Origin of the sequence: uncultured Butyricimonas sp. (assembly GCF_959596855.1) — a bacterium.
Lineage (GTDB): Bacteria > Bacteroidota > Bacteroidia > Bacteroidales > Marinifilaceae > Butyricimonas > Butyricimonas muris.
In genome coordinates this window covers 21148-28656 of sequence record NZ_CAUFYA010000059.1, presented here as the reverse complement: position 1 = coordinate 28656, position 7509 = coordinate 21148, and the positions used below count along the sequence as shown (strand labels likewise).

Sequence of the window (7509 nt, the reverse complement as noted above, 5' to 3'; positions counted from 1 at the left end):
GATCCGCTTGCAACCAAGCGATATTGGAACACAAGACAATCCGGTACGCGTCATTATACCACACGAAAAATCGATCGTTACGGTAACGATCACTTACCACTACGGCAGTACCTGCCGGGAGGTTGTTTTCGATCTCTACGTTAGTTTGTTTTTCTGTCATAATATTTAAATATTATGTCCCGAGAAACAATTCCCTAGCAGATTTCTAACATATTATTAAAATTCATTCAAATAATTAGCCCTCTCTTTTTATCACGTTTTTAGGACAAAAGAGAGGGCTTCCGCTGTGCGTTTCACACGAAAGAAACACTTATATCAAAATAAACTTATATCAATAACATTATTTTTGACATTCAGATTCTACCAACTGTTTCAGTTCCTTCCCCCACACATTGCGGGCTATGATTTTCCCTTGAGGATCCAAAAGAAAAAGCTGGCAAATCTTATCTATTCCCCACTCTCTCAAAAAAGGAGAAAGCCAAGCCTGGTAGTCACTTAATAATAACCACGCTACATCATAGTTTGCTGTCACCTTAAGCAAATCATTCTTTTCTCCCGCAACCATAATATCCACGATCTCCAAATTTTTCGCCCTGAAACGGTCATACAAACTTTTTTTCAATAGCAACAATGCCATATAATCATCCAATACGCCACTACCAATTGTCAGCAACACATATTTTCCCCGTAATTGAGATAATTTCACCGGGGTGTCAAAAACATCCGCTAGAGTGAAATCGGGAAAAGTTTCCCCCGGCTGTAATGCTCTATCCCTCTCGTAAATATCCCGGAAAGTTTCCCATTGCCGCCCATGAAATGCTCCGGGAGTCAAGTAACTGAACATGGCACTATAACGAGGAAATTCATATTTATCCATTACACGACAATTGTAAATATGATTTAGGCAGATATGACTGGCAGGATAGCGTTTGGCAAACTCGATAAAAACCTTGTCTTCTTCCAATTTGAGTTTCTCATATTCCTGCTGTAACCGACTATATTCGTCCATATTTCCCGCATCCGCTGCAGCATTCGCCGATTTTAGTATTTCAGATTGACGCTGTCCTATTCCTGCCATGTGCTTCCGGTAGAGCTGGTATTCCTCCTCAACCTTGGCTCCTGTCACTCGAATTTGCCCCCCCTCTTCCTCCGTCAATCTTATATCATCACCATTTGCAATCCAATACTGTCCAAACCCACATTCCTTGGTCGCAAACAACGCATAACGAGGTCCGTCTAATTCTCCTGTCTTAAATAAAAATTCTCCCCCTCTAATTTGCACAGAATCAGGGATCGCACTTCCCCTATTTAAATATACCCATTTCCCGTCCATCCCATTCACTTTCCCCCGAATAGTACACTGAGAATACCCGTAAAACGGTACCCCAACCAAAACTATCCATGTAAAGACACAAAATATTTTCATACAATTCTTATTATAATCATTACTTATTTAAAACCATTTTCACTTTCTCTTCTATAGCTAAACCACGCAACTTCTTATACAAAATTCTGCCCTCTCCGTCAATCAAAAATATCGCCGGAATACCATTCAAGTTATACCATTTATACAACCCCTCATCCGTTCCCCGCAAATCGGAAACCTGCGTCCATGTCGTTCCATCTTCTTCAATAGCTTGCACCCAGTCCTTGCGTTTAGTGTCAAACGACACGCTGATCACATCGAAATCAGCCCCCTTGTATCGGTCATACACTTTCTGCACGAAAGGACTTTCTTTGCGGCACCAACCACACCATGAAGCCCAAAAATCCAAGATAACACACTTTTTACCCTTCAAAAAAGTATAAAAATTTACACTTTTACCGTCAGGTGTATTCATCGTAAAGTCTGGCACTTGAGCTCCCTCATTCAGATCTCGCAAACTATAATACTGATTCTGTACCCGAATCCCTGTTTCACTTTGCCTTACCCGATCGGGCATCTTTGACAATGCCTCTGCCACGGCTTGCTTCAAACCACTCGCGTAAATAAAAACATAATAGCGATCTATCACGTAAGCCGCCTCGTCGTCCGCTTTAGCAATCATTCGCAACAATTTCTTCATAAACGTCTTGTCTTTCCGCAAATCCGCTTTCCGAGAGGCCGCTGCATACGTATTTTCTATTTCACGGGTCTGTTTACTTTTTTTCAGACCGTCTTTCGCTGAAACAGATAACGTCCCCAGCAATAAAAATATAAATATAAACTTTTTCATTCCTGATACAACTTTAATTTAGTTCGCAAACGTTTAACTTCTGCCTCATCCTGACTCTTTTCCTCGGCAGCTTTTATAGCCATTTTCAACATATCAATCCCTCGTTGTTTGTACATCTCCGCGTATTTCACACGCAACTCTCCCAACTTCTCGTAATCTGTATATGACTTTGCACCCCGAGAATTCATCACCACCTGCATGGCATCAACCCCATTTTTCAACACTCCTAACTCTTTCGAAGAAGAAGCATAAATACAATCAGCGATGCCTCGCGCAATTTCAAGATATTCTTCAGAAGGAAACCAAGTCCACGAATCTACCGGCTTATCCGCCTCGTATTTTTGCTTTAATTTTTCAAAAAATACCACAGCTTCCTCTGGTTTCACCATCATCAAACACTTGTACCGAAGAACTGAATTATCTTTATCTTCCGGCATTAACTCCAATAAATAAAGCGCTTTCAAAACTTCCCCTTTTTCCATATACATTTGCACGGTTTCCAATTCTGTTCGAATTCCTTGCTCGGGCATTACTTTTAATGCCCAGATTGCCAGATGTATTGCCTCTGCCACTCCGGGCGACCAAGCATCCCAACGTCCTCGAATAATTCCCTGAGCATCAACTAATATCGCTGTCGGATGTCCCCCCTTTATGGAAGCGCAACACGCATCGGCATTTTTCCCTCCAACAGTCGGATAACCAATCCCTTTTTCTTTCCACCACTCTTCAGCTTTATATCCTTTGTCTGTCAAAGTTTCGTTCGCATCAACTCCAATTACTTGGACGCCCTCGTACACACCCGGCTCTCGACGCATTACCGTATCTATATCACAAGAAAGGATACGACAACCGCCACACCAAGTTGCCCAAAAATTCAGAACCACAAATTTGCCTTGTAACTTTTTGCTATTCAACTGTCGTGTAAAATTGAATTCCGGCATCGGTTGCCCCAATTGCACTATCGTTCTGAATTCCTCCCCCCCTGCATGTTCTTGATAACCGGTTCTCCAATTCTGGCAGTACTTTTTCATGAATCGATCCAACGCAACGTAATCTTGTGCTTGAACCATCACTACCGAAAATAGTAATCCGACAACTATTCCAATCGTCTTTTTCATTTCTTTTCGCTTTTACATTCTTATTACTTTCCACAAATCTCCGCAACCTTGGCTCGAAGTGCTTCTCCCCGCAAATTTTTAGCCACAATACGCCCTTCACCATCCACCAAAACAAGATAAGGGATTCCATTAAAACCATATAATTTTGTCATTGGCGTTGCCCATCCTTTCAAATCGGATACTTGTCCCCAGTGAATCCCATCATCCTCAATTGCTTTTTTCCAAGATTCCAATTTACTGTCAAGGGACACACCCAATACATCAAACCCTTTCTCTTTATAATCCGCATATATCGCTTTCACATTTTCACCTTCCTTCCGGCACGGTCCGCACCAAGATGCCCAAAAATCGATCAATACCAGTTTTTTGCCTTTCACGTACTCATACATAGATAACGGCTTACCCTCTGGCGTATTCAACGTGAAGTCGGGAGCCACCGCACCCGATTCCAGCATCGTATAACGCTTCATTATCTCTTGCAATTCTCTTCCCACAACAGACTGTTTCACATCCAAAGACATTTTTTCCCATGCCTCTTTCGCCTTTTCCATCAAACGAGGATATTGGACACTGTATGAATTATATTTCCACAAGGCATACGCGGATGCCATATCATGTCGTTCCGCCACTACCATTAATTTTTCAACCATAACAGAGTCTGTCCCTTTTCCCTGCATAGAATTTTTCCCTATAAGAACATCATTCACCTCTCGCATTGCAGCATCCGTGGAATTACCCGTCACGGAACATTCAATAAAATTCGAGTTGAATGTCGTGTAAGTTTCATCCGTTAATTTAATATACGTGTCACAATAATCCAAATAAAGCAACACGCACTCTGGTTGTCCCTCTTTATTTAAACGATACAATAACACCTCTCTAGGCTGAATTTTCTCTAGAGCAAACGAGAATTTTCCATTTTCAATTATAGTGGAATCACTGGGAGAATTTCCCCCTGCTGCCACGAGATATAATTTTTCTCCGTTTCTACTGGGACTACATTCTCCTTTTAAAGTCATTCTTTTATTTTGTGCCACCAAGGATAATCCCATGCATACAACTAGTATCAATAATCCGATTTTTTTCATCTCTTATATTATCAAGTTTTAAACAATATCTATTTATCTAAGTTCAACTCTACAACTTTCTCTTCCTCAACAACAGGTAAACATGTTTCGTCGCTACAGGTCTGGTAAGTTACCTTCACTTTTATATCCACTTTACCTTTCATACCGGGTTTTGCTTTTATCCTTTGGGTAAAAGTGAAAACTTTACCATCATACACTTCATTTGCCCCGTGTAACTTCACCGGGGGCAATTGCAGTTCGCCTGCCTTATTCAACCCTTCGGGTAATGTAATTTCAATCGACACCGGCACTTGATTCTCGTTTATTTTATTCTTCGTGTACAAGTGATATGTTCCAATAGTTTCAAAATTGACCGTAACTTCAAAATCTTCCTCTTTATATACTCTCCCAGCCTGCACGAAATAAGATACCGGTTCCTTTTCCGCCATCTCATACTTAAACTCTTTTTTCGCCGGTTTGTCATACTCAAATTCCCGCCGTCCGGCTTTCATCGGTACTGCCAGCGCCTTTTGCCTGTTCTCCTTACCGGGGAACACGAACACGTAACCACGATGACGTAATGTCAAGTATTTCCAGTCATCAAGCTTGCCAACCAGAAATTCTTTATTCAACATTCTCTTGTCTATCTTTTCCTGCAAATCATCTATCGATTCATAATACTGCAACGACTCGCCCGTATCTTTACCGGGAGAAGGTAAGCCCAAATCCCCGGTATAACGCCAATAAAGATCTGCAGCACCCTCGAAACCATTAATCGTGGGAATCGAAAGTCCTATAATAATATCCTGTACTCCATCTCCATTGTAATCGACTACCTGAACGTGTGGCGTGCAACCGGGTAACGCTTTGCTGCCATCTGTCGCCAAAAATAGCGGACGAGCATGTTCGAAACGCAAACCATCATCTGTCATCACGCCTCGTAAAAAATAGATACCAAGTTCTCCTTCACGCGTATACTCGTCCGTGGCGATTATATCCAATACCCCATCGCCATCCCAATCCACCGGGTTCAAGTAACAATGAGCAGTCATAGAACAAGCACCCACGACATAAAAATCTTTACCGGTTTCCACTTTTACTTCCGGATCCCGTCGCGTATGCAGGATCGTACCATCCACATGATAAAGAAACTCCCGTCGTCCAAAATTCGGTTCCGTTTTCGTTCCCGTATTCAACGCCACCCGATAACCGCCGCATCCTCCCACGAACAAGTCCAATAAACCATCGCCATTGAAATCCGCCAAACGAGCCGACGAATAATTCCAGTATGACCAAGATTCCTCCGACCAAACCGGTTCTCCAAATGACACAAACCTTTTCCCGTCTTGATACCCAAATTGGGGAATCTGGCGTCCCGGCTCAAAACCATTCTCGCCACCACGCCACCACGTCACTACACCCGGATAATATTGCCCAGAAAAAATATCAAGATAACCATCACCATCAATGTCCACGATCTGCGGGTGAATTCCGATACAACACCACTGGTAATTCGAGATCACATCTCCATTCACGTCCGTGGCGTAGAACCACTCTCCCGTAAACTTCGGCTTCTTCTTCGTCCCAACGTTCAAGTATACTTTGATTCTCGATTGCCCCGTGATAAACTCCCCGACCAAAAGGTCCGGTTTACCGTCCCGATTCCAATCAAACAAAGTGGGATAAGCCAACCCATGCTCCTCCGTGCGGATTTCTCGTAACGTGCCATCCACACGTATCGGCCCGTCCAACACGGGAGCTCCCACAAGTGGAGTAAAATAAAGTTTTTTCATCTCCGGGAAATTCGTTGTCCGCACATCTAACAGCGTACTATCATGCGGTAACGGAAGATTCAAATCCGGAAGATTCTGCGCTGGTAATTGTAAACAACTCCACGCCAAAACTACACCTAATAATAACTTCTTTTTCATACAGTAGATTATTTTTACATACAACATCATTTAAACAAATTTTCCACAACTTCCTTCAAACCTCTATGCAATTCAGAACTGGTCGCCAATATTCTGCGAGAGCCATCCACCAGCACTAAATTAGGTATACCGTTAAAATTATAAAGCACACGCATATTCCCATCCCAACCTTGCAATTCCGACACGTGCGTCCAAGGAAGTTTATCTTCTTGAATTGCTCTCATCCATGCATCTTTATCAGTATCCAGCGAAACCCCGAGCACATCAAAGCCCTCCTTATGGTATTTATCGTATAAAGCTAACACTTCCGGATTTTTTGCCCGACAAGGAGCACACCATGAAGCCCAAAAATCTATCAACACAACTTTTTTTCCTTTCACGTATTCGGAAAGAGATACCGATTTTCCATCGGGTGTATTCAACGTAAAATCCGGAGCAGTTGCACCCTTTGCCATCGACAATACTTCTCCCAAATCGGAAAACATCCGTTTACCTACAGGACTCAGTTTTACCTCTTCGGATAATTTATTCATGTAACCTGTCAATTCATCGTATGTCATGAATTCCACGCATATGGACGCATATTTCCACAATATGAACGCCGATGCCAAATCCCCGCGCATTGACACCTCTCGAAACTTCCGGATCGTAGTTTCACCCCACAAATCTTTCATCGCCGAAAACACCGCATCCCACGTGACGGCTCCTACCGGATTTCCCTCTATTTCACACTTAATCCAAGCTATATTACCCACTTGTTCCGCCTCTCCCAACTTCAGATACGTGCGACAATTATCCAAATAAACCAGCAAGATTTCTCTTTCCCCTTTATTTATTCGAGACAACACGTACTCATCCGGTTCCTTACCGTCCAAATTAAATTCAAATTTTCCGTTCCGAACCTCAACGGAATCTACCCATTCATTACCAGCTAAATACAGCATCTGTCCCTTTTCGGCAGAAAGCCATTCCCCAGATAACGACATTTTCTTCCCTTCCCTCCGGCAAGCAAACATTGCCAAAGACAACATCATTAAAACCAATAAGTTCTTGTTCATTTTTTGTATCATTAAAAAATAACTACTATCGTTTGTTTTTCATCCACCAGTGGCAAACAAGTTTAAAATCAAACCATGTTTCTCCGGGCGAATTTCATTTTTCGTACTATCTATACCGA

The 7509-nt window shown here is 42.3% G+C and carries 6 protein-coding genes; all 6 read right to left on the bottom strand.

Going from position 1 to position 7509, the window contains the following annotated elements:
* Positions 1–340: 340 nt before the first annotated feature.
* The 6 genes from Q5866_RS18725 to Q5866_RS18700 are packed head-to-tail and all read right to left on the bottom strand — an operon-like array spanning position 341 to position 7390.
* A complete protein-coding gene (locus Q5866_RS18725) occupies positions 341–1426 on the bottom strand; it encodes a redoxin domain-containing protein (RefSeq protein ID WP_303181819.1) in 1086 nt (361 codons plus the stop codon).
* A gap of 19 nt (positions 1427–1445) precedes the next feature.
* A complete protein-coding gene (locus tag Q5866_RS18720) occupies positions 1446–2216 on the bottom strand; it encodes a TlpA disulfide reductase family protein (RefSeq protein WP_303181817.1) in 771 nt (256 codons plus the stop codon).
* Positions 2213–3334, bottom strand: a complete 1122-nt coding sequence (locus Q5866_RS18715; RefSeq protein WP_303181815.1) for a TlpA disulfide reductase family protein — start codon at positions 3332–3334, stop codon at positions 2213–2215. The genes Q5866_RS18720 and Q5866_RS18715 overlap by 4 nt, the downstream gene beginning before the upstream one ends.
* Positions 3335–3357: 23 nt before the next feature.
* A complete protein-coding gene (locus Q5866_RS18710; RefSeq protein ID WP_303181813.1) occupies positions 3358–4422 on the bottom strand; it encodes a TlpA disulfide reductase family protein in 1065 nt (354 codons plus the stop codon).
* 29 nt (positions 4423–4451) lie between these two features.
* Positions 4452–6332 carry an FG-GAP-like repeat-containing protein gene (locus Q5866_RS18705; protein WP_303181811.1) on the bottom strand — a complete coding sequence of 627 codons (1881 nt, stop codon included), beginning with the start codon at positions 6330–6332 and terminating at the stop codon, positions 4452–4454.
* Between the two features lie 26 nt (positions 6333–6358).
* Positions 6359–7390 carry a TlpA disulfide reductase family protein gene (locus tag Q5866_RS18700; RefSeq protein WP_303181809.1) on the bottom strand — a complete coding sequence of 344 codons (1032 nt, stop codon included), beginning with the start codon at positions 7388–7390 and terminating at the stop codon, positions 6359–6361.
* Between the last annotated feature and the right edge of the window lie 119 nt (positions 7391–7509).